General features: G+C 69.7%; 18 protein-coding genes and 2 pseudogenes. 14 read left to right on the forward strand and 6 right to left on the reverse strand.

Going from position 1 to position 21,698, the window contains the following annotated elements; genetic code table 11:
- The first annotated feature begins 153 nt into the window (after nucleotides 1-153).
- Nucleotides 154-1,260 carry a calcium:cation antiporter gene (locus J0695_RS15375; RefSeq protein ID WP_206962597.1) on the forward strand — a complete coding sequence of 369 codons (1,107 nt, stop codon included), beginning with the start codon at nucleotides 154-156 and terminating at the stop codon, nucleotides 1,258-1,260.
- On the opposite strand, the gene J0695_RS15380 is transcribed toward J0695_RS15375, so the two are convergent.
- Complete coding sequence (locus J0695_RS15380; RefSeq protein ID WP_206962598.1) at nucleotides 1,250-3,637, reverse strand: penicillin acylase family protein; 2,388 nt, start codon at nucleotides 3,635-3,637, stop codon at nucleotides 1,250-1,252. The genes J0695_RS15375 and J0695_RS15380 overlap by 11 nt on opposite strands.
- A gap of 150 nt (nucleotides 3,638-3,787) precedes the next feature.
- On the opposite strand from J0695_RS15380, the gene J0695_RS15385 reads away from it, so the two are divergent.
- Nucleotides 3,788-5,302 (forward strand): acyl-CoA synthetase, encoded by a 1,515-nt coding sequence (locus J0695_RS15385; protein ID WP_206962599.1) that lies wholly within the window; start codon nucleotides 3,788-3,790, stop codon nucleotides 5,300-5,302.
- Here J0695_RS15385 and paaK read toward each other — a convergent pair.
- Complete coding sequence (paaK, locus tag J0695_RS15390) at nucleotides 5,256-6,557, reverse strand: phenylacetate--CoA ligase PaaK (protein ID WP_206962600.1); 1,302 nt, start codon at nucleotides 6,555-6,557, stop codon at nucleotides 5,256-5,258. The two genes, J0695_RS15385 and paaK, sit on opposite strands and share 47 nt — an antisense overlap.
- Before the next feature lie 163 nt (nucleotides 6,558-6,720).
- On the opposite strand from paaK, the pseudogene J0695_RS15395 reads away from it, so the two are divergent.
- Nucleotides 6,721-7,572, forward strand: a pseudogene (locus tag J0695_RS15395) (alpha/beta fold hydrolase); the annotation flags it as partial.
- On the opposite strand, the gene J0695_RS15400 reads toward J0695_RS15395, so the two are convergent.
- The gene (locus J0695_RS15400; protein ID WP_206962602.1) at nucleotides 7,568-8,824 is read right to left on the reverse strand and encodes an MFS transporter; all 1,257 of its coding nucleotides are present in this window, start codon (nucleotides 8,822-8,824) and stop codon (nucleotides 7,568-7,570) included. The pseudogene J0695_RS15395 and the gene J0695_RS15400 overlap by 5 nt on opposite strands.
- 71 nt (nucleotides 8,825-8,895) lie before the next feature.
- On the opposite strand from J0695_RS15400, the gene J0695_RS15405 reads away from it, so the two are divergent.
- The 5 genes from J0695_RS15405 to J0695_RS15420 all read left to right on the forward strand — a co-directional run bounded on the left by J0695_RS15405 (nucleotide 8,896) and on the right by J0695_RS15420 (nucleotide 13,267).
- Complete coding sequence (locus J0695_RS15405) at nucleotides 8,896-9,891, forward strand: GlxA family transcriptional regulator (RefSeq protein WP_206962603.1); 996 nt, start codon at nucleotides 8,896-8,898, stop codon at nucleotides 9,889-9,891.
- 70 nt (nucleotides 9,892-9,961) lie between these two features.
- Nucleotides 9,962-11,113, forward strand: coding sequence for an aKG-HExxH-type peptide beta-hydroxylase (locus J0695_RS45405; protein WP_206962604.1), 1,152 nt, complete (start codon nucleotides 9,962-9,964; stop codon nucleotides 11,111-11,113).
- On the forward strand, nucleotides 11,106-11,390 hold the full coding sequence (locus tag J0695_RS15415) for a hypothetical protein (RefSeq protein ID WP_206962605.1): 285 nt from the start codon (nucleotides 11,106-11,108) through the stop codon (nucleotides 11,388-11,390). Before J0695_RS45405 ends, J0695_RS15415 begins: the two co-directional genes overlap by 8 nt.
- Nucleotides 11,391-11,464: 74 nt before the next feature.
- On the forward strand, nucleotides 11,465-11,581 hold the full coding sequence (locus J0695_RS46355; protein ID WP_465269120.1) for an LWPPW motif RiPP peptide: 117 nt from the start codon (nucleotides 11,465-11,467) through the stop codon (nucleotides 11,579-11,581).
- 90 nt (nucleotides 11,582-11,671) lie between these two features.
- Nucleotides 11,672-13,267 carry an FAD-dependent monooxygenase gene (locus tag J0695_RS15420; protein WP_206962606.1) on the forward strand — a complete coding sequence of 532 codons (1,596 nt, stop codon included), beginning with the start codon at nucleotides 11,672-11,674 and terminating at the stop codon, nucleotides 13,265-13,267.
- Between the two features lie 13 nt (nucleotides 13,268-13,280).
- On the opposite strand, the gene J0695_RS15425 is transcribed toward J0695_RS15420, so the two are convergent.
- The gene (locus J0695_RS15425) at nucleotides 13,281-14,912 is read right to left on the reverse strand and encodes an acyl-CoA synthetase (protein WP_206962616.1); all 1,632 of its coding nucleotides are present in this window, start codon (nucleotides 14,910-14,912) and stop codon (nucleotides 13,281-13,283) included.
- Between the two features lie 165 nt (nucleotides 14,913-15,077).
- Here J0695_RS15425 and J0695_RS15430 point away from each other — a divergent pair, with 165 nt between their 5' ends.
- The 5 genes from J0695_RS15430 to J0695_RS15450 all read left to right on the forward strand — a co-directional run bounded on the left by J0695_RS15430 (nucleotide 15,078) and on the right by J0695_RS15450 (nucleotide 20,011).
- The gene (locus tag J0695_RS15430) at nucleotides 15,078-15,878 is read left to right on the forward strand and encodes a crotonase/enoyl-CoA hydratase family protein (protein ID WP_206962607.1); all 801 of its coding nucleotides are present in this window, start codon (nucleotides 15,078-15,080) and stop codon (nucleotides 15,876-15,878) included.
- 50 nt (nucleotides 15,879-15,928) lie between these two features.
- On the forward strand, nucleotides 15,929-16,888 hold the full coding sequence (locus J0695_RS15435; protein ID WP_206962608.1) for a Zn-ribbon domain-containing OB-fold protein: 960 nt from the start codon (nucleotides 15,929-15,931) through the stop codon (nucleotides 16,886-16,888).
- A complete protein-coding gene (locus J0695_RS15440; RefSeq protein WP_206962609.1) occupies nucleotides 16,888-17,943 on the forward strand; it encodes a thiolase family protein in 1,056 nt (351 codons plus the stop codon). Before J0695_RS15435 ends, J0695_RS15440 begins: the two co-directional genes overlap by 1 nt.
- Nucleotides 17,940-19,106: a thiolase family protein gene (locus J0695_RS15445; RefSeq protein WP_206962610.1), complete on the forward strand. Its 1,167-nt coding sequence runs from the start codon at nucleotides 17,940-17,942 to the stop codon at nucleotides 19,104-19,106. The genes J0695_RS15440 and J0695_RS15445 overlap by 4 nt, the downstream gene beginning before the upstream one ends.
- A gap of 335 nt (nucleotides 19,107-19,441) precedes the next feature.
- Entirely contained in the window at nucleotides 19,442-20,011 is a 570-nt protein-coding gene (locus J0695_RS15450) for a GNAT family N-acetyltransferase (RefSeq protein WP_206962611.1), read from the forward strand.
- Here J0695_RS15450 and J0695_RS15455 read toward each other — a convergent pair.
- Together J0695_RS15455 and J0695_RS45410 are read right to left on the reverse strand one after the other, a co-directional pair.
- The gene (locus J0695_RS15455; RefSeq protein ID WP_206962612.1) at nucleotides 19,962-20,255 is read right to left on the reverse strand and encodes a hypothetical protein; all 294 of its coding nucleotides are present in this window, start codon (nucleotides 20,253-20,255) and stop codon (nucleotides 19,962-19,964) included. The genes J0695_RS15450 and J0695_RS15455 overlap by 50 nt on opposite strands.
- Nucleotides 20,256-20,382: 127 nt before the next feature.
- Nucleotides 20,383-20,631: pseudogene (locus tag J0695_RS45410) on the reverse strand (NUDIX hydrolase); the annotation flags it as partial.
- On the opposite strand from J0695_RS45410, the gene J0695_RS15465 reads away from it, so the two are divergent.
- Nucleotides 20,541-21,551 carry a pentapeptide repeat-containing protein gene (locus J0695_RS15465; protein WP_206962613.1) on the forward strand — a complete coding sequence of 337 codons (1,011 nt, stop codon included), beginning with the start codon at nucleotides 20,541-20,543 and terminating at the stop codon, nucleotides 21,549-21,551. The pseudogene J0695_RS45410 and the gene J0695_RS15465 sit on opposite strands and share 91 nt — an antisense overlap.
- The last annotated feature ends 147 nt before the right edge of the window (nucleotides 21,552-21,698 follow it).

A 21,698-nucleotide genomic window follows, 5' to 3' on the forward strand; every position in this document is an offset into this window, starting at 1 on the left:
GTCGCTTGTCCTCGATCGCCCCCAAGCTCTTAAGGAGCAGGGGGACCCCCTCGACGGGCTTCAACTTGTCCTCAATTGCCGGACGGGCTTGAAGGGACACCGTTGGCGCACCAGCGCGCGCGCCCCGCCGCCCGCTCTGGCAGCGTGAGCCGCATGAGTACGGGCACCGGCATGGCATCGCTCACACGGCAGTGGACCACCTGGGTGCCGGTCGTCGCGGTGATCGCCCTTGTCTTCGCATGGGGCCGCGACCTGCCCGCCTTCGCCGTCGTCGTGGTCTCCCTCTGCCTGGCGGGCGCGGTCATGGCCGCCGTGCATCACGCCGAGGTGATTGCCCACAAGGTCGGTGAGCCCTTCGGATCGCTGGTCCTGGCCGTCGCCGTCACCGTCATCGAAGTGGCGCTCATCGTCACTCTGATGGCCGACGGCGGCTCCAAGTACTCCTCACTCGCCCGCGACACCGTCTTCGCCGCCGTCATGATCACCTGCAACGGCATCGTCGGCCTCTCGCTCCTGGTGGGCGCGGTGCGCAGCGGTGTGGCGGTTTTCAATCCCGAGGGGTCCGGCACGCTGCTCGCCTGCGTCGCCACCCTCGCGACGCTCACCCTTGTCCTGCCGACGTTCACGACCACCAAGCCGGGCCCGGAGTTCACCGGCCCCCAGCTCGCTTTCGCCGCGGTCGCCTCGCTCTGTGTCTACGGGCTCTTCGTCGCCGTACAGACCATCCGCCACCGCGACTACTTCCTCCCCGTCACCCAGGAAGGCGAGATCCAGGACCCCGACGAGCACGCCGAGCCGCCCACCAAGAACGCGGCCCTGGCCAGTCTGGGCCTGCTCCTGATCGCGCTCATCGCCGTCGTCGGCAACGCCAAGGCGGTCTCGCCGACCATTGAGCGGGGCGTCGAGTCGGCCGGACTGCCCCATGCGGTCGTCGGCGTCATCATCGCCCTGCTCGTCCTGGCGCCCGAGACTCTGGCCGCCGTACGGGCGGCCCGCCGCGAACGCGTGCAGACCAGCATCAACCTCGGTTTCGGCTCGGCGATGGCGAGCATCGGACTCACGATCCCCGCCATCGCCCTGGCGACCATCTGGCTCTCCGGGCCCCTCACGATGGGTCTGGACGCCACCCACATGGTGCTGCTCGCGCTCACCGTGATGGTCGGCGTCCTGACCGTCGTGCCCGGCCGGGCCACTCTCGTGCAGGGCGGCGTGCACCTGGCGATCTTCGCCGCCTTCGTGTTCTTCGCCGTCAGCCCCTGACGAACACCACCCGCAGCTTCGGCGAGGTGAGGATGTCCTTCTCGCAGAACCGCTCGGTCACCCAGCGGCTGCCAGAGAAGAGCTCGGTCTGGTCGCTGAAGTGGGACGAGTTCGGGTTCGACGACTGGCTGTACGTGAGGAGGGTGCGCGCCACCGGGCAGCGGCTGCCGTCCCAGCCGACCGCCTGGATGTAGCTCGAACCGGTCGAGACTTCGGCATAGCCGCCGGCGGCCGCGTCCCACACGCCCTCGACCTTGTTCCAGATGCCCAGCGATTCGGTGCCGCCGGGGACGGGGATGCGCTGTCCGTTCCGTACGACGAACTGGTGCTCGCCCAGCGGCGAGTCCAGCGCGATCCCGGCCGCCCTCAGCTCGGACACCGCATCGGTGAGCGCCTTGGCGAACGCGGGCGCGGCCGTGTTGAGCGTGTTCGGGGTACGCACCGGATCCGCCGGATCGAACGGCACCTTCCACAGATCGGCCGGCGTGGCGCTCGCCAGGAGCTTGCGCCAGAAGCGGTCGAAGAGCAGCGCCCCACGACTGTCGGTGTTCACCTTCCGGTCCCAGCGCGCCAGCACCCCGCAGGCCTCGGACAGGTCGGCCGCGCCGCCCACGGGCAGAGCGGCACAGGCCTTCGCCGTATCGGCGGCCGCCAGATCCGCGGCGGGCACCCGGTCGGCGAACTGCTGCTTCTGCAGATCGGCCACCTTCAGACCGCCCTGCGCAGCCATCGCCGACACGTCCTGGATCGCACCGCGCGTACGCATCGAGCGCGGAGTCCCGATGGTGCCGAAGACCCGCTCGTAACCGGTCAGCGGGCGGTCCGCATTGGTGAGCCAGGCGCTGTCGTTGGAGTTCTCCGCGTACGGAGCGTCCTTCAGCGCCGGCATCCTGGACGGTCCGAAGATCCCCGGCTGCACCGCGTCCGGGTCCGAGCCGAGAGCGCAGTCGCTCCGCGAACCGTCCAGCACGGCGAGCCCCGAAGACGGGTAGGTCGCCCTGCCGAGCGGCGTCGAGCAGCGCTGGGCGAGGTCGTCGGTGATGCGCGGCAGCACCTGCGACTGCGTGTAGAGCGAGTGCCCCGAGGAGTCCGCGGCGATCGTGTTGATCCATGGCAGACCCTGTGTACGGCGCAGTACGGCCGTCATCTCGGCGGTCGAGCGCGCCTTGCTGAAGCCGAGCGCGGTGTCCGAGGCACGGAGGTTGACCGCGTTCGGGTCGTTCAGCGCGTACGCCGTCGTCTTCGTCCAGGGCAGCGGCAGCCCCGCGCCGAGCGAGGTGACGATCGGACCGTACCGGGTCCACCACTGCGTCCGCGTCACGGGCTGCCCGTCCTTCACGGGGACGGTGACCGTGCGCCGCGTCATCTTCTCCGCCTTCCCGTCCACGAGGTACGCGGTCGGATCGGCCGGGTCGACGGTCAGCTGGTGCAGATTGAGCGTGGTGCCGGTGGCGACCGTATGGCTCCACGCCACGGAGGAGGTGTGTCCGATGGAGACGGTCGTCGAGCCCAGCAGCGAGCCGCCCATGACGTTCAGTTCACCCGGGATGGTCTGCTGCGACTGCCAGAAGCGGCGCCCGCCCTGCCACGGGTAGTGCGGGTTGCCGAGGAGCAGCCCGCGCCCGTTCGCGGTGGTGGCCCCGCTGAAGGCGACCGCGTTGGAGCCCATGGCCCCGTTGTCCGTACGGAACAGCTCGCGGGCCGCCTCCGCCGGATCGGTGGCGGTCTTCGCCCCGGGGGAGGCCGCCGTCGGGGGCTGTGCGGCCGTGATGCCGTCCACGCCGCGCCCCTGGCCGCCGAGCACCGAGAGCGCGAACCCCTGTGAAGCGACGTCCAGTTCGGTCACCGGGCGCACCCAGGGCGCTCCCGCGCAGGCGGGGTCGGTGATGCGGTTCTGCTTCAGCCAGGCGTTGTACCCGGCCGCGAAACCGCGCATCGTCTCCTTGACGTCGCGGCTCGGTCCCGCCGGTGCGGGCGTCTTGAGGAGTCTTTCCACCGTGCCGCTGTCGCGTACTCCGCGGAAGTACAGATCGCTGGTGATGTTCTTGGTGGCGGACGACAGCGAGCCGTCCGGCACCCCGTCGGCGCCGAACCAGCGCGAGCGCTCGCCGCGTACGGTCGCATACCCGCTCGCGAGCGTGCAGACCTGGTCGGCGGCCTGCGCCCAGCCGTTGCCGAAGCCGAGGTTCGCGTAGTCCTTGGCGACGATGTGCGGGATGCCGTACTCGGTGTAGCGGATGACGGCCGACAGTTTGCCGTCGTGCGGACGGTGGTCACCGTGCGACTGCGCGGCCGCTGCGGGCGGCAGCGACGCGGTGGCGGTCAGCAGCGCGATTCCGGCGACGGCGAGATGTCTCAGACGGCTACGGAGGGGCAACGTTGCTCCCAACTGGGCTGGTGCACAAGGTGATTGCGTTCGGCACACGGGATGCCGTCCGTCACTCATCCACCAGAGGCGCGGGCCTGTCAACATCCCGGCCGGTATCCGTCCCTTGACCTGCCATCCGCCGGACCGCAGGATCACGCCATGACCGGTGTACGCAGCAGTACCGTCGACTCCGTCCTGCGCCGCAGCGCGCGCCGCGCCCCCGGGCGCACCGCCCTGCGGTACGCGGACCGCTCCTGGACGTACGCCGGCCTCGACGAGGCCGTCACCACCGCGGCGGCCGTGCTCACCTCGGAGCACGCCCTGCGCCCCGGTGACCGCGTCGCCTCCTACGGCCACAACTCGGACGCGTATCTGATCGGCTTCCTCGCCTGCGCACGGGCCGGACTCGTCCATGTACCCGTGAACCAGAACCTCACCGGCGAGGACCTCGCGTACATCCTCGGCCAGTCGGGCAGCACCCTGGTCCTGACCGACCCTGACCTCGCGGACCGCATCCCCGGGGAGTTCGCCGTACGGCTGCTGCGCGACGGCGAGGGCTCGCTGCTGACGGAGCTGGCGACGCCCCGGGACTTCACCGCGGCCGTCGAGCCGGGGGCGGAGGACCTGGTCCAGCTGCTCTACACCTCGGGCACCACGGCGCTGCCGAAGGGCGCCATGATGACCAACCGGGCGCTCGTCCACGAGTACGTCAGCGCCATCACGGCCCTCGACCTGCGCGAGAGCGACCGGCCCGTCCACTCCCTGCCGCTCTACCACTCCGCCCAGATGCATGTCTTCCTGCTGCCCTACCTCGCGGTCGGCGCGGAGAACACCCTCCTCGACGCGCCCGACGCCGCGCAGATCTTCGACCTCGTCGAGACGGGCCGCGCCGACAGCCTCTTCGCACCGCCCACCGTCTGGATCGGCCTGTCGAACCGCCCCGACTTCGCGAGCCGTGACCTGACCGGGCTGCGCAAGGCGTACTACGGGGCGTCGATCATGCCCGTACCTGTCCTGGAGCGGCTGCGCGAGCGCCTGCCCGCGCTCGCCTTCTACAACTGTTTCGGGCAGAGCGAGATCGGGCCGCTCGCCACCGTGCTCGGGCCCGACGAGCACGCCGGGCGCATGGACTCCTGCGGGCGGCCCGTCCTCTTCGTCGAGGCGAAGGTCGTCGACGAGAACGGCCAGGACGCCCCGGACGGGACGGCGGGCGAAGTGGTCTACCGCTCACCGCAGTTGTGCGAGGGCTACTGGGACAAGCCGCAGGAGACGGCGGAGGCGTTCCGGGACGGCTGGTTCCACTCGGGCGACCTCGCGGTACGCGACACCGAGGGGTACTTCACCGTCGTCGACCGGGTGAAGGACGTCATCAACTCCGGTGGCGTCCTGGTCGCCTCCCGCCAGGTCGAGGACGCGCTCTACACCCATCCCGCGGTCGCCGAGGCCGCGGTGATCGGTCTGCCCGACGCACGGTGGATCGAGGCCGTCACCGCGGTCGTGGTTGCCGGCGAGGCGGTCACCGAGCAGCAACTCCTGGAGCACGCACGCGAGAAGCTCGCCCACTTCAAGGCCCCCAAGAGGATCCTGTTCGTGGACGAGCTGCCGCGCAACGCCAGCGGGAAGATCCTCAAGCGCGAGCTGCGGGACCGTTTCGCAGATCCACGATCCGCCTGAACTTGCCCACCGAGCGCTCCAGCGACTCGGGGTCGACCACCTCGACCGCGGCCGTCACCCCGATCGACTCCTTGACGGCCGCCGCGACCGAGCGGGCCGCAGCAGCCCGGTCCTCCGCGGTGGCGTCCGGGCGCGCCTCCGCCCGTACGGTCAGCTCGTCCATCCGGCCCTCGCGCGTCAGGTGCAGCTGGAAGTGCGCGGAGAGCGCCGGCGTACGCAGCACGATCTCCTCGACCTGGGTGGGGAAGAGGTTCACCCCGCGCACGATCACCAGGTCGTCACTGCGCCCGGTCACCTTCTCCATCCGCCGGAACGCCCGCGCCGTACCCGGCAGCAGCCGCGTCAAGTCCCTTGTCCGGTAACGGATCACGGGCATCGCCTCCTTGGTGAGCGAGGTGAACACCAGCTCGCCGCGCTCCCCGTCCGGCAGCACTTCGCCGGTGAGCGGGTCGACGATCTCCGGGTAGAAGTGGTCCTCCCAGATGTGGAGCCCGTCCTTCGTCTCCACGCACTCCTGGGCGACACCCGGACCCATGACCTCCGAAAGCCCGTAGATGTCCACGGCGTCGATGGCGAAGCGCTCCTCGATCTCGGTGCGCATCGCCTCGGTCCACGGCTCCGCGCCGAAGATTCCCACCTTGAGCGAGGTCGTACGGGGATCGATGCCCTGCCGCTCGAACTCGTCGAGGAGCGTGAGCATGTACGTCGGCGTGACCATGATGATGTCGGGCTTGCAGTCCTGGATCAGCTGCACCTGGCGCACTGTCATGCCGCCGGAGGCGGGGATCACCGTGCACCCGAGCCGCTCCGCGCCGTAGTGCGCCCCGAGCCCGCCGGTGAACAGCCCGTACCCGTACGCCACATGGACCTTGTGGCCCGGCCGCCCGCCCGCCGCGCGGATGGAACGGGCCACGACGTCCGCCCAGGTGTCGATGTCGCGCTCGGTGTACCCGACGACGGTCGGGCGGCCGGTGGTCCCGCTGGAGGCGTGGATACGGCGTACGTCCTGCTGCGGTACGGCGAACATCCCGAAGGGGTAGTTGTCGCGCAGATCCGCCTTCACGGTGAACGGGAAGCGCGCGAGATCCGCGAGCGTCCGGCAGTCGCCGGGTCCCACCCCCGCCTTGTCGAAGGCGTCCCGGTAGAAGGCGACATGGTCGTACGCGTGCTGCAACGAGGTGCGCAGGCGCTCGATCTGGAGCGACTCGAGCTCCTCGCGGCTCAGCCGTTCCACCGCGTCCAGCAAAGGTGACATTGGGGTGACTCCCGCCTCAATCGGACGACCGATCATTCGGTCGTTGTGCTCTAGATCAGTAATCCAGGGGAGCGCGGACGGGTCAAGAGATGTGGCAGGACCGGTGTTCACCAGGCGCGGAACGGATTGCCGGGAACGGCGGCAAACGGTGAGGATCGTGTGCATGCCGAAGTTCAGCGCGCACGACGGGACCGAGCTCGCCTACCACCTCAAAGGCGAGGGGCCCCCGCTGGTGTGCCTGCCCGGCGGCCCGCTGCGTGCCTCCGCCTACTTCGGCGACCTGGGCGGCCTCACCGCGCACCGGCAGCTGGTGCTCCTGGATCTGCGCGGCTCGGGCGACTCCGCGGCCCCGGCCGACCCGTCTGCGTACCGCTGCGACCGTCTCGTCCACGACGTCGAGGCGCTGCGCGAGCATCTCGGCCTCGATCGGATCGACCTGCTGGCCCATTCGGCGGCCGGTGACCTCTCCCTGCTGTACGCGGCCCGCCACCCGGGGCGGCTGAGTTCGCTCACGCTCGTCACCCCCGTCGCACAGGCGGCCGGAATCGTGATCACCGACGATGAGCGGCGCGCGGCGGCAGAGCTGCGCAGCGGCGAACCCTGGTACGACGCGGCACGGACCGCACTCGACAAGCTCCTGGACGGCGGCGACGCGCCGGAGCTCTGGGCCGCGATCAGACCCTTGGCGTACGGAACGTGGGACGCGGCGGCGCAGGAGCTGGCCGCGCGATCGGCCACCGAACGGGCCGGGGCGGAGGCCCGTGCGCAGTACTGGGCCGAGGGCGCGTTCGATCCGCCGGCCACTGTGGCCGCCCTCGCGGCCGTGGACGTTCCGGTTCTGGTGCTGGCCGGCGAGCTGGACTCCGAGCCGGGCGCCGCTCGCGCGCGAGAGCTTGCCGCGCTCTTCCCGCACGGCGAAGCGGCCGTCCAGCGGGGCGCGGCGCACTTCCCCTGGATGGACGGCGCGGGCGCGTTCGTCCGTACGGTCGCCGCCTTCCTCGACCCCGAGGTCAGGGGCGGGTGATCACCAGCGACAGCAGCGCGCCCGCCCCGCACGCCGCCCCGATCGCCACCCACACCAGGTCGTACGAACCGAACGCGTCCCGCGTCGCACCACCCGCGAACGCGGCCAGTCCCGCGCCCAGTTGGTGCGCGGCCGACACCCAGCCGAAGACGACCGGACTGTCCTCGCCGTAGAACTCCCGGCACAGCGCGAGCGTCGGCGGGACGGTTGCCACGTCCAGCAGGCCGAACAGCACCACGAACGCCACCAACGGCGGGCTGACGCTTGCCGTCATCAGCATCGGAAGGCTCAGCAGCGTCACGCCCCGCAGCGCGTAGTAGACGGCCAGCAGGCGGCGCGGGTCGATGCGGTCGGTGAGCCAGCCGGAGAAGACCGTGCCCGCCACATTGAAGACGCCGATCAGCGCGAGCAGTGAGGACGCGACGGTGGCGGGCATCCCGTGGTCGTGCGCGGCCGGGGTGAAGTGGGTCCACATGACGCCGTTGGTCGAGGCGCCGCAGATGGCGAAGGTCCCGGCGAGCAGCCAGAAGGGCGCGGTCCGCACGGCGTTGGCGAGGACGCGTGCGGTACGGGTCGCCGCGCCCGCCACCGCCGGCGGCCGGGCGGTGAACTCCCGTGCGCCATAGGCCCGTACACCCGCATCGGCCGGATGGTCCCGCAGCAGTACGAGCACCAGCGGGAGCACCGCGAGCGCCATCAGCGCGGGCACCACGGCCCCCGTACGCCACCCGTGCCCGTCGACCACGCGGGACAGCAGCGGCAGGAAGACGAACTGGCCGAACACCCCGGCGGCGGTGAGGGCGCCGCTGACGAGCCCCCGCCGGGCGACGAACCAGCGGGCGGTCACCGTGGCGGCGAAGGTCAGCGCCATCGCCCCGGAGCCGAGCCCGACGAGGACGCCCCAGGTCAGGACGTACATCCAGGGAGCCGTCATGACGGTGCTGAGCAGCGCCCCGGTGGCAGCTGCGACCAGTGCCCCGCCCACGATCCTGCGCATCCCGAAGCGGTCCATCAGCGCGGCAGCGAAGGGTGCGACGAGTCCGTACAGCACCATGCTCACCGCGGAGGCGAAGCCGATGGAGCCGCGCGACCAGCCGAACTCGCGGCGCAGCGGATCGACGAACAGCCCGGCCAGGGTGGTGAAGGCGCCGGCGGCGACGATGGCGAGCGCCGCCACCGCGGCGACCGTCCAGGCGGCGTGCGGACGGCGTGCGGGAGTGACGGGGGTATCGGTCAGAACCATGTCATCGACCCTGCGACCTCGACGGACGCCGAACCAGTGGCGAGAAAGACATGATGTGCAAGGATCTCGCCATGAGTGTTTTCGCTTCCGACGGGCGCCACCGGGTCGCCGTCCTCGTCCGCCACGGTCTGCTGCCGATGGAACTCGGCATCGTCCACCGGCTGTTCGGACAGGCGGTATCGGCCCAGGGGAAGCGGCTGTACGAGGTCCTGACCTGCACCGTCCAACCCGGCGAGCTCCGTACCGACACCGATGTGACCGTCAACGTCAGCCATGGGCCCGAACTGCTCGCCGAGGCGGACACGGTGGTGGTCCCCGCATCGGACGAGGACTACGAGCCGCGTGCCGCACCTCATCTCCCGGCCGTGCTCGCGGAGGCCTTCGGCCGGATGCGGCCCGGCACCCGTCTCGCGTCGATCTGCACCGGATCTTTTGTGCTGGCCGCCGCCGGTTTCCTCGACGGCAGACGGGCCACCACCCACTGGCGCTCGGCCGACGATCTGGCCCGCCTGCACCCTTCCGTCGATGTCGATCCCGACGTGCTCTACACCGAGGACGGCAATGTCCTGACCTCGGCGGGAGTGGCCTCCGGCATCGATCTGTGCCTGCACATGATCCGCGGCGACCACGGTGCGGCGGTCGCCGCCGAAGTGGCCCGCTCCACCGTCGTCCCGCCCCACCGCGAAGGCGGCCAGGCCCAGTTCATCCGGCGTCCCGTCACCGCGGATCCCGCCTCGGCCACCGGGCCGGCTCGCGTCTGGGCGCTGGAGCACCTCGGGCGTCGTATCAGTCTCGGCGATCTCGCCGACCGGGCCGCGATGAGCACCCGCACCCTCTCCCGCCGCTTCTGCGAGGAGACCGGACTCACGCCGGTGCAGTGGCTCACCCGCCAACGCATCGACCGGGCGCGGCAGTTGCTGGAGGAGACAGATCTGGCCGTCGACAGAATCGCATCGGACGCCGGATTCGGTACGTCCGCTTCATTCCGTATGCACCTGCATGAGGCTCTGGGGGTCTCTCCGAGCGCCTACCGTGCGACGTTCAGAGGGAGTGAAGTGGCTGAATAGCACGCTTGACGATTCGTGTTCACACCGGGTTTCATCTGTCGTCGGCCGGGCCTTTCCACGAGGAGGTTCAGTGTCCACTTCTGACGACGACCTCGTCTCCGTAGAACGTGAGCTTGCTGCACACCCCGAGTTCAGCGACGCAGTACCGATCACTCTCAAGGCCACCGAGTTCTACCGGTTCGCAGTCGACCTCCTCTGCGAACGGTCGGCCACGGTGGAGAAACTCGCGGCAGCGCTCCGCGATCCCCAGGGCGAGATCCCGGCCGCCGTGGTCGAGGACCCGCTCGTCAGGGTCACCCTGGACGAGGCGGTCTCCCGGCTTGAGCAGGGCTTCCTCGACGAGAGCGCCTGGACCGAAGTCGTCACGATGCTGCGTCTTGTGGCCGACGTGCTGGAGCGGCGCGGCACCGCTGTCCCGCCCACCGGAGCCGAGGTTTCCGAGGGCCGCACCGTACGCATCACACCTGGCCGGGAGGCCTGGCTGTACGCGATGAAGGACCGGAACTCCGCCTCCCCGCTGGGGCAGACGTTCCTGAACACCTTCGAGCGGGACTTCCTGCGCGGCGTACCGGGACAGCTTCTCGAACCCACCGCACAGACGCAGCACCAGCTCGACGAGGGCTTCGCGGCGCTGAGCGCGCTGCTGCCCGAGTTGGGGCCGAGTGTGGCCGCGCACTACATCGGCGTCGGTGTCGTGGACGTACGCACCGAGGGCGAAACGTTTCTGGCGGGCAACGTCGGGCGCATTCCCGGTGTGGTGTTCTTCTCCGGGAACCGGATCTCACGGCCCTGGCGGCTCGCGGAGACCGCACTCCACGAGGGGCTGCACCTCAAACTGTTCGACATCCAGCGGTCGTCCAGCATCTTCACCGAACCCGAGACGCTCCCGGACGGCCCCAAGATCAAGGTCCCGTGGCTGAAGTGGGCCTCCATGGTCGCGCCCAACGAATGGGCCCTGGACCGCGCGCTCGGCGCCTACCACGTGTACGCCCATCTCGTGCTGTTCCACGAGGCGCTGAAGACCCGCCTCACTCCTGAACTCCTGCAGCGATTCGGCGCGCCGGAGACCGACGACGTCCCGTCCCTCCACCGCTTCGGGGCCGAACGCGCCCACTTCCTGGGCGAGGAGATCCTGAACCGCGGCGCCACCGCACTCACCGACCACGGACGGGAATTCGTGACCTGGCTACTCCACGCCGTGAAGGAGTCCGCCCGTGCCTGACACCCTCTACAGCCAGGCACCCGACCTGCGGACCCGTCCCGTCGAAGCGGCCGGATCGCTGATCGTCTTCACTCCCGCGCGCCCCAAGGTGCACTGGCTCAACCTGGCCGGCTGGTATCTGTTCGAGCTGAGCGAAGGCGCGAGCGGCGAGGTGATCGCCGCCGACTACGCCGAGGCCGTGGCCGGACAGATCCCGCACGACGAGGCGTTGGCGCAGGCGCGCGACTGCCTGGCCGATCTCGTGGAGCGCGGCATCCTCATCGCAGAGCCCGCCTGAGCCGCGCCACCCCCCATTCTCCTCCGGCCATCCGGCCGAAGGTTCCTCCTGCCGTGCAGAAGGAGGTGAACCCTATGTCTGAACAGCTCAAGAAGAGGCTGGCCAGGGCGGAGAACATCACCCCGCCGAAGGCCACCGCCCCGTCCAGGGACCAGCGCCTGTGGCCCCCGTGGTACATGCAGAAGCACTGAGCGTGAGCGCACAGGGTGCGCCGGACCGGCAGCCGCCGGACCGGCAGCCGCCGGGCCGGCGCACCCGGCACATTCGACCCCGGGGGAACCATGCGGCGGATACCCGTACTGATCGTCGGCGGATCCCTCACCGGTCTGTCGGCCGCGGTCTTCCTCGGTACGCATGCCGTGCCGGGCCTGGTGGTGGAGCGGCGCGATTCCATCCTCGCGCACCCCAAACTGCAGGGCCTGGTGCCCAGGGCGATGGAGCTGTACCGGCAGGCGGGCCTGGAGCCCGATATCCGGGCGGTCGCCCCCGAAGCCGCGAGTGCCGGAGACCTTCTCTCCGTGCGTGCCCGTACCCTCGCCGACGAGCACGAGCCGCTCACCGAGGCGGGCGACGAGGACGAAAGGGCCGAGGAGGCCGCGGCCACCGCGTCTCCCTGCGCCTTCGCACCGATCGGCCAGGACGAGCTGGAGGCCCTCCTCGTCGAGCGGGCGCGGAAGCTGGGCGGTCTCGTCCAGTACGGCACCGAACTCACCGGCCTGGAGCAGGACCCTGACGGGGTGACCGCGCAGTTGCGCGGCCCTGACGGTACGACGGAGACGGTGCGCGCCCAATACCTGATCGCGGCCGACGGTGCCGCCGGGGGAGTACGGCGCGGCCTCGGTGTGCGTACGACCGGGCCCGGCACGTTCTTCCACATGGCCACCATGCACATACGGGCCGACCTCTCCGAGGCGCTGCGCGGCCGCAGCGTCGGCATGGCGTATCTGTCCGAACCGGCCGCGGGCACCACGCTCGGACCCCTCGACGCCACCGGAGAGCACTGGTTCTTCGCCACGTCACGCCCGCCCGGCAGCCCCGGCACCGATCCCGAGACCGACCCCGCCGCATGGGTTCGCGCCGCAACAGGGCTTCCCGGACTGGACGTCGAGCTCCTTGAGCAGGTACCGGGCAGCGGCGGCCGGGTCTTCACCTTCCCCGTCGGGGCGCGCGTGGCCGACCGGTACGCCGTCGGCCGGGTGTTCCTCGCCGGCGACACCGCCCATCTGATGCCGCCGACCGGCGGCCTGGGCGGGCTCACCGCCGTCGAGGACGTGCACAACCTGGCGTGGAAGCTCGCCCTGGTCCTGCGCGGCAGCGCCGGGCCGGAACTGCTCGCCACCTACGAGACCGAGCGGCGCCCCGTCGCCGAGCGCAATATGCGCCAGGCCCTCGCGAGGGGCCGCACCCGATGGCAGTTCCCCGGGCACGAGACGGATGAACCGCTGCTCGACTTCTACGCCCTCACCTACGGCTACCAGTACCGCTCCGCAGCCGTACCGGGAGCGCCCGACGACGGCGCCCCGCTGCTGCCGGTCACCGCTCTGACGGCCGTCCCTGGCAGCCGCGCCCCCCACATCTACGTCTCGCAGGATGCCGATCCGCTCTCCACGCTCGACCTCTACGGGAAGGAACTCGTCCTCCTGGTCGGCCCCGACGGCGACCTCTGGGCCGAGGCGGCGGCCCGGGCGGCAGAGCTTCTGAACACCCCGGTGGAGACGTACCACCTCGATACGGACCTGGCCCGGCCCCATGGACTCGGCGATCAGGGAGCACTCCTCGTACGCCCCGACGGATTCGTGGCATGGCGGAGCGCCGGGGCCGCGGATGGCCCCGACGCCGTGTTCGAACGGGTGCTGCGCACCCTTCTGCTGCGCTGACCGCGCGCGGTTCTCAGCCCTGGGCGGCGTCCGACGCGACGCCCCGCGCCCAGCGGTAGTCCGCCTTGCCGCTCGGCGAGCGCTGGATCTCCTGGGCGATCACCAGCTGGCGCGGGATCTTGTAACCCGCGAGCCGGTTACGGCAGTGTGTCTGGATCTCGTCGAGTGACAACTGAGCGGCACCCGCGCGGATCTGCACGACGGCCGCCACATGATTGCCCCACTTGGCATCGGGGACCCCGGCGACGAGCGCGTCGTACACATCGGGATGGGACTTCAGCGCCTGCTCGACCTCTTCCGGGTACACCTTCTCGCCGCCGGTGTTGATGCACTGCGACCCGCGGCCGAGCACGGTGACGATGCCGTCCTCGTCGACGGTGGCCATGTCGCCGAGCAGCACCCAGCGCTCGTCGCCCTTCTGGAAGAAGGTCTCCGCGGTCTTCCCGGGGTCGTTGTAGTAGCCGAGGGGCACATGGCCGCGCTGCGCGAGGCGCCCGGTGACGCCGACCGGTACGGGTTCGTGCGTCACCACGTCCACCACCTGGGTGCGCTCGTTGACCTGGAGCCGGAAGCCCTTCTCCGGCCCCGAGTCGTCTGTGGCCCGGCCGTTGGAACCGGACTCCGACGACCCGAAGTTGTTCAGGAGAAGCACATTGGGGGCGAGCGCCTGGAACTGGGCGCGTACGGTCTCGGACATGATCGCGCCGGACGAGGAGACGCTGAACAGCGACGACAGGTCCGTTCCCTTGAGCGGGCCGTGCAGTGCGTCGATGAGGGGCCTGAGCATCGCGTCGCCCACCAGCGAGACGCTCGACACCTTCTCCGCCTCGATGGTGCGGAGCAGCTCCTCGGGCGCGTACTTGCGGTGGATGACGACCCGCTGGCCGTAGTTGAACGCGATGAACGAGGTCAGCGTCGAGGTGCCGTGCATCAGCGGGGGAGCGGGGAAGAAGGTGATCCCGGCGCCCCCCTTGGCGACGCGCTCGGCCAGCTCCTCGGGGCGCTTGACCGGCTCGCCGGACGGCTCGCCGCCGAAGAGCCCCGCGAAGAACAGGTCCTCCTGGCGCCACATCACGCCCTTCGGCATCCCCGTCGTACCGCCGGTGTAGATGATGAACTGGTCGTCGGCGGAGCGCGGTGCGAAGCCGCGTGCAGCCGACCCCGAGGCCTCGGCCCGGGCGTACGCGACCGGTGCGATCGCGGGCTCGGTGACACCCTCGGGCGCCGCTCCCCCCACCCGCAGCAGATGACGGAGCTTCGGGGTCTGCGGCAGCGCGGCCGCGACCCGCTCGGTGAACTCGGCGTCGAACACCAGGGCCACCAGATCCGCGTCGTTGTAGAGGTAGACCAACTCCTCTTCGACATAGCGGTAGTTGACGTTGACCGGGACCACGCGTGCCTTGAGGCAGGCGAGGACGGTCTGGAGGTACTCGATGCCGTTGAAGAGATGCAGCCCCAGGTGCTCGCCAGGCCCGATCCCGCTGTCGATCAGGTGATGGGCGATGCGGTTGGCCGCCGCGTCGAGTTCCGCGTAGGTGAGCCGGCGCTCCGCGCCCGTACCGGGATGGTCGATGTACACAAGTGCCTCGCGGTCGGGGACCACGTCGACGACCGACTCGAACAGGTCGGCAAGGTTGTACTCCACCATTCCTCCTGACCCAGACAATCACTGACCCGGCGGTCATTACAGCGCCGCCTGCGGCAACTGGGAAGGGCCTCCGCCAAGAAATCTGACTGACTGTCAGAAAACTATTGAACTGGATCCCCACCTACTGCAACCTGTTCTAGGTCTTGAGACGGGAGAACGGCAATGGGTGGAACAGAACACCTCACCGTGCAGCGCGAAGGCGCCACGCTGGTGCTCACGCTGAACAGGCCCGAGGCGAAGAACGCGCTCTCGCTGCCGATGCTGGTGGGGCTGTACGACGGCTGGCTGGAAGCCGACGAGGACGAAACGATCCGATCGGTGGTGCTCACCGGCGCCGGCGGGGCGTTCTGCGCGGGCATGGACCTCAAGGCCCTGGCGGGCAAGGGGATGGAGGGCGATCAGTACCGGGACCGCATGAAAGCCGACCCGGACCTGCACTGGAAGGCGATGCTCCGCCACCACCGCCCCCGTAAACCGGTGATCGCCGCCGTCGAGGGCTACTGCGTCGCGGGCGGTACGGAGATCCTGCAGGGCACCGACATCCGCGTCGCGGGCACGTCGGCCACCTTCGGCCTCTTCGAGGTCAAGCGCGGACTCTTCCCGATCGGCGGCTCGACGGTCCGCCTCCAGCGGCAGATCCCGCGCACCCACGCACTGGAGATGCTGCTCACGGGACGCCCGTACACGGCGGCCGAGGCCGCGGGCATCGGGCTGATCGGCCATGTCGTCCCCGACGGGACGGCCCTGGAGAAGGCCCTGGAGATCGCCGGGCAGATCAATGCCTGCGGCCCGCTCGCCGTGGAAGCCGTCAAGGCCTCGGTGTACGAGACGGCCGAACTCACCGAGACCGAGGGCCTCAAGTCCGAACTCGCCCGCGGCTGGCCGGTGTTCGACACCGCGGACGCCAAGGAAGGCGCCCGCGCCTTCGCCGAGAAACGCCCCGCCGTCTACCGCCGCGCCTGACCGCGCACACCGCCAGACCGCGTACCGCCAGGCAGAATTGGAGCCCGCTCATGACAGCCGCGTCCCCACCGGAGGTGCTTCGCGCACCCCTGGTCGTCGAGTTCCCCTTCACCCGATCGCTGGGCCCCGTCCAGAGCGCCTTCCTCACCGGTCTGCGCGAGCGCACCGTGCTCGGCGTCAGGACCGGCGACGGCAAGGTTCTCGTCCCGCCCGTCGAGTACGACCCGGTCACCGCCGAGGAGATACGCGACCTGGTCGAGGTCGCCCCCACCGGCACCGTCACCACCTGGGCCTGGAACCCGTCCCCGCGCCGTGACCAGCCCCTCAAAACCCCCTTCGCCTGGGTCCTGGTGAAGCTCGACGGCGCCGACACCGCGATCCTCCATGCCCTCGACGCGCCGGGCCCCGAGTCCGTGCACACGGGCCTGCGGGTCCGTATCCGCTGGGCGGGGGACCGCACCGGAGCGATCACCGACATCGCCTGCTTCGAGCCGTACGAAGGTAAGACGGGCGAAGCGGCCGGCCCCCACGAAGGCCGCTTCGCCGACATGGTCACCGGCATCATCGCCCCCGCCCGCCTCGACTACACCTACAGTCCCGGCCGCGCCCAGACCCGCTACATCAACGCCCTCTCCGAACGGAAGACCGTCGGCGAGCGCTGCCCCTCCTGCCACAAGGTGTACGTCCCGCCACGCGGCGCCTGCCCCACCTGCGGAGTCGCCACGACCGACCAGGTCGAGGTCGGCCCCGCAGGCACGGTCACCACGTACTGCATCGTCAACATCAAGGCCAGGAACCTCGACATCGAAGTGCCGTACGTCTACGGGCACATCGCCCTCGACGGCGCGGACCTCGCCCTCCACGGCCGGATCGGCGGCATCCCCTACGACCAGGTGCGCATGGGCCTGCGTGTCGAGCCCGTCTGGACCGAGGGCGGCCGCTACCCCGACCACTACCGGCCCACCGGCGAGCCCGACGCCGACTACGACGCCTACAAGGAGCTGATCTGATGCCGCCCGCACGGGACGTGGCGATCGTCGCCTTCGCACAGACCGACCATCTGCGGCACACCGACGAACTCTCCGAAGTCGAGATGGTGATGCCGATCCTCCACCAGGTCCTCTCTCAGACGGGACTCAAGACCAGCGACATCGGCTTCACCTGCTCGGGCTCCACCGACTACCTGGCGGGCCGGGCCTTCTCCTTCACCATGGCCCTGGACGGCGTGGGCGCCTGGCCGCCGATCTCGGAGTCCCATGTCGAGATGGACGGCGCCTGGGCGCTCTACGAGGCCTGGGTCAAGATCCTGACCGGCGAGGCGGACACCGCACTCGTCTACGCGTACGGAAAATCCTCCTCCGGTCAGGTACGGGACGTCCTCACCCGCCAGCTCGACCCCTACTACCTCGCCCCGCTCTGGCCCGACTCGGTATCCCTCGCGGCCCTCCAGGCGCAGGCGCTGATCGACGCGGGGGACACCGACGAGCCCGCGCTCGCCGGGATCGCGGCCCGCAGCCGTACCTCTGCCTCGGACAACCCGCACGCGCAACTGGCCGGTGCCCGCCCGCAGGGCGAGTACCTGGTCCGACCGCTGCGCACCGGCGACTGCCCGCCCATCGGGGACGGCGCGGCCGCCGTGATCCTCGCGGCCGGGGACCGGGCGCGCGAACTGTGCGAACGCCCCGCCTGGATCCGCGGCATGGACCACCGCATCGACGCGCACAGCCTGGGCGTACGCGACCTCACCGATTCCCCGTCCACCCGCCTCGCCGCCGAGCACGCGGGAGTCTTCGACCGCCCCGTCGACACGGCGGAACTGCACGCGCCGTTCACCTCCCAGGAGGTCGTGCTGCGCAAGGCACTGAAGCTCGACGACTCCGTCAGCGTCAACCCGTCCGGCGGCGCGCTGGCCGCCAACCCGGTCATGGCGACAGGCCTCATCCGCATCGGCGAGGCGGCGGCCCGTATCCACAACGGCACATCGGACCGTGCCCTCGCCCACGCCACATCGGGCCCGTGCCTGCAACAGAACCTGGTTGCCGTACTCGAAGGAGAGGCCCAGTGAGCAAGGAACCCGTAGCCGTCGTCGGCATAGGCCAGACGCACCACGTCGCCGCCCGCCACGACGTCTCGATCGCGGGCCTGGTCCGCGAAGCCGCCCAACGAGCACTGGCCGACGCCCAGTTGACCTGGGCGGACATCGACGCCGTCGTGATCGGCAAGGCCCCCGACTTCTTCGAGGGCCTGATGATGCCGGAGCTGTACCTGGCCGACGCGCTCGGCGCGGTCGGCAAGCCCATGCTGCGCGTCCACACGGCCGGCTCGGTGGGAGGCTCCACCGCTCTGGTCGCCTCCAACCTGATCTCGTCCCGGGTCCACTCGACCGTCCTCACCCTCGCATTCGAGAAACAGTCCGAGTCCAACGCCATGTGGGGCCTCTCCCTCCCTGTCCCCTTCCAGCAGCCGCTGCTCGCGGGCGCGGGCGGATTCTTCGCCCCGCACATCCGGGCGTACATGCGCCGCACGGGAGCCCCCGACACGGTCGGCTCGCTCGTCGCGTACAAGGACCGGCGCAATGCCCTGAAGAACCCCTACGCGCACCTCCACGAGAAGGACATCACCCTGGAGAAAGTCCAGGCGTCCCCGATGCTCTGGGACCCGGTCCGCTACTCCGAGACCTGCCCCTCCTCCGACGGGGCCTGCGCGATGATCCTCACCGACCGCGCGGGCGCGGCCCGTTCGCCCCACCCGCCCGCCTGGGTGCACGGTGGCGCGATGCGCAGCGAGCCGACCATGTTCGCAGGGAAGGATTTCGTCTCCCCGCAGGCGGGCAAGGACTGCGCGGCCGACGTCTACCGGCAGGCGGGCATCACCGACCCGCGCAGGGAGATCGACACCGTCGAGATGTACGTGCCGTTCTCCTGGTACGAACCCATGTGGCTGGAGAACCTCGGCTTCGCCGAGGAGGGCGAGGGCTGGAAACTCACGGAATCCGGCGTCACGGAACTCACCGGCGACCTCCCGGTGAACGCCTCGGGAGGGGTGCTCTCCACCAACCCCATCGGCGCCTCGGGCATGATCCGCTTCGCGGAAGCGGCCCTGCAGGTCCGCGGCCAGGCGGGCGAACACCAGGTGGACGGCGCCCGAAAGGCGCTGGGCCACGCCTACGGGGGCGGTGCGCAGTTCTTCTCGATGTGGCTGGTGGGTGCCGACGAGCCCGCCAGCTGACCGCGCACCGAGCAGGATCGGCCGTGGGCGCCAGTGGCAGAATGGCGAATCATCGCAGGTGGGCGGCCACTAATCGCGGCTTGGGAGGAATGGAGAAAGGGGCACCGTGTACGTACTCGGTGCCCCTTGGGTGGTCATCGCCTATGCCTGGGGAGAATCTGGGGAGATCTTTTCTGATTGATCTTCGAACCAGGCCTGTATCGTCGCTCGCCCGCGGCCGTCGGTCTCCGGCATCATGCGTAATGGTGACGTCGGGTATCGGAACTGTCTGAATGCCTTGGTCACAGCGGTGAAATGGGAGTGCGTCCCGGTGGGGATCCCGGCAGGATGCGATCATGGTTGCCCCCTTGGACGTCCCGCGCTTGGCTGCAGGTGAAGGTTTCGAACTCCGCTCCTGGGAGCTCGGCGATCTGCCTCTGGTCCGGGAAGCGTCGAGCGACGATTACATTCCGTTGATCACGACCGTTCCGTCGGTGTACTCACAGAGAGCTGGCGAAGCCTTCGTCCGGCGGCAGTGGGAGCGGGCGTCCACTGGCAGTGGGTATCCGTTTGTCATCGTGCGGGTTGCGGACGGCCGGCCACTCGGGATGGTCGGCCTGTGGCTGAGAGAGCTCAACGAGGGCCGCGCGTCGCTGGGCTATTGGGTGGTCGGGTCGGCTCGTGGCCAAGGGGTGGCTGCGGAAGCCCTTCGAGCGGTCGCCGCCTGGGCCCTCAGTGACCTGCAGATTCCTCGTCTTCAGCTGTATGTCGAGCCATGGAATTCCGCGTCGCAGCAGACGGCTGAGCGTGCGGGCTTCCAGTGTGAGGGCCTGCTCCGCAGTTGGCAGCAGGTGGGTGAGGAGCGTCGGGACATGATCATGTATTCGATGCTGGGGACTGATCTGTCCTCACCGGACGCTCGCTGACCTCGGCAGCGTAGGTGGCCCAGTCGCCCGCGAAGAGATGTTGCCAGGCGACGGCGACGTCGGTGTGGATACCGAGGGTTCGAGCGAAGATCCCGGTCGGGATCTCGGTGGCGAGTTGGAAGAGCGCGGTGCTGCGGGCCTGATGGGGCCGGATCCCGAGCTGGTTCAGCCGCTGGGTCAACTGTGTGGTGCTGATCGGCCGTCCGGGCTGGCCGCCGGGGAAGAGCCATGGAGACGGAGCCAAGGCCCCGATGGTCGCGTGACGCTTGCGGTCCGCGGCGACCACGCGGGCCAGTGCGGCGACGGGCTCGGGCAGCCGGACGGGGGCATCGCCGAGATGGAGATGTACTTCCTGGGCGGGGGATCTCGCCCGGCTCGACCTTGCCCGACGGGAACGTCCACACGAGCCCGTCGGCCGGGATCGCACGCCGGACCAACAACATCCGCCCCTGATGCGCCACCACCGCGCCCGCGATCAACCCCGGCATGCGAAACCTCAACTCTCGCTCTGGACAGCGGCGTTCACCGCATGCTGCTCGCCGAAGACGGACATCATGCCGCCATGACGACGGAGGACAGCACCGCACCCAGGCCCAAGCGCAAACTGCCATGGTGGGCATGGGGCGCCGGTGCAGCGGGCACGGCACTCTTCATCGTCGCCCTCATCTGGGGGCCGTGGTGGATCGAAGGCCACCACCTGAAAGACAAGAACGGTGACCTCGTCTCGTCCGCGGGAATCATCGTCACTGGGTTCCGCACCACGCTCATCGCCATCGCGGCCGGCGCCTTCACCGGCCTCGGCCTCTGGTACACGCACAAAAGCCACCAGCACACCGAACGGCTCTATGGGCACAGCCAAGAGCAGTTCGCCCACGCACGCCAGAAAGACCGCGAGCAAGCAGAACTGACCCGCGAAGGGCAAGTCACTGGCCGTTATGTCGAAGCGATCAAGCTCCTCAGCTCAGGAGACTTGACTCAACGCCTCGGCGGCATCTACAGCCTTGAACGCATCATGAAGGACAGCGTGCGAGACCGCGGCACGGTCATTGAAGTGCTCAGTGCCTTCATTCGTAACGAGAGCCGTGCAGATGAAGGCGCGCCGCCCCCTCGACCGGAATCCGTACAGACCGCACTGACCGTCCTCGGAAGGCGAGAGGTGCGTCCGGGGGATCCGGAGCTCGACCTGCAATTTGCCCATCTGCGTGGGCTCAACCTCACTGGCGGTGACTGGAGCGGCGCCAACTTCAGAGGTGCAGACCTCGCCGGCGCATGGTTCCTGGGTGCGAACCTAGGAGGCGCGCGCCTGCAACACGCAATCCTCAAGGACGCGTGGCTGACCCTCACAGTGTGCACCGAAGCCATATTCGACGACGCTGATCTGGCAGGCGCCACACTTACCGGAGCCACAGGCGTGGAGGAAGAACAACTTCTGACAGCCTGGATTGGGCCCACCACGGTGCTCCCGAGCGAATTTGCGCGGCTACAGACCATCGGAGAGAGAATCGGCCAATATGGACAGAGGCACACGAGGTCGGGCTGAGCGGATGGCGCCTTGCAGCTCCCCAGGTCGCGGCGTGAGTGACGCCGCGACTGGCTACATCAGTGAGTAGGGGAGGCGTTTGTTGCTCGGTGCGGGAGGCGGCTTCGTCCCGGGTGGGGTGATGTTTGGGCTTGATCCGCTTTGACG

The organism is Streptomyces beijiangensis (genome assembly GCF_017315755.1).
GTDB classification, from domain to species: domain Bacteria; phylum Actinomycetota; class Actinomycetes; order Streptomycetales; family Streptomycetaceae; genus Streptomyces; species Streptomyces beijiangensis.